This is a genomic window from Pseudomonas sp. YuFO8, from assembly GCF_035065025.1.
GTDB classification, from domain to species: Bacteria; Pseudomonadota; Gammaproteobacteria; order Pseudomonadales; family Pseudomonadaceae; genus Aquipseudomonas; species Aquipseudomonas putida_AE.
Window position 1 is genome coordinate 1 of the sequence record NZ_JAXDEQ010000114.1, and the last position, 504, is coordinate 504.

At 59.7% G+C, this 504-nt stretch carries 1 protein-coding gene; it reads left to right on the top strand.

Translation table 11 applies throughout. The features are described from left to right. A partial coding sequence (locus SOP95_RS31545) for an amino acid permease (protein WP_323609521.1) occupies positions 1-504 on the top strand: 504 nt, incomplete at both ends.

Sequence of the window (504 nt, forward strand, 5' to 3'; positions counted from 1 at the left end):
CGTCAAAGTGTTTGGCGAAATGGAGTTCTGGCTGTCGCTGCTCAAGGTAGGCGCCATCGTGGCGATGATCCTCGGCGGTTTCGGCATCATGCTGTTCGGTATTCATTCTGCCGGTGAAACCCAGGCCAGCGGCCTTAGCAACCTGTGGGCCCACGGCGGCTTCATGCCTAATGGCGTCGGCGGCCTGATCGCCTCGTTCGCAGTGGTGATGTTTGCCTTTGGCGGCATCGAAATCATTGGCATCACCGCGGGCGAAGCCAAGGACCCGCAACGCGTGATCCCCAAGGCGATCCACGCGGTGCCGCTGCGTGTCCTGCTGTTCTACGTACTGACTTTGTTTGTGCTGATGGCCATCTATCCATGGCCGCAGATCGGCAGCCAAGGCAGCCCGTTTGTGCAGATATTTAGCAACTTGGGCATCGGCTCGGCGGCGACCATTCTCAATATCGTGGTGATCTCGGCGGCCGTTTCGGCCATCAACAGCGACATCTTCGGCGCTGGCCG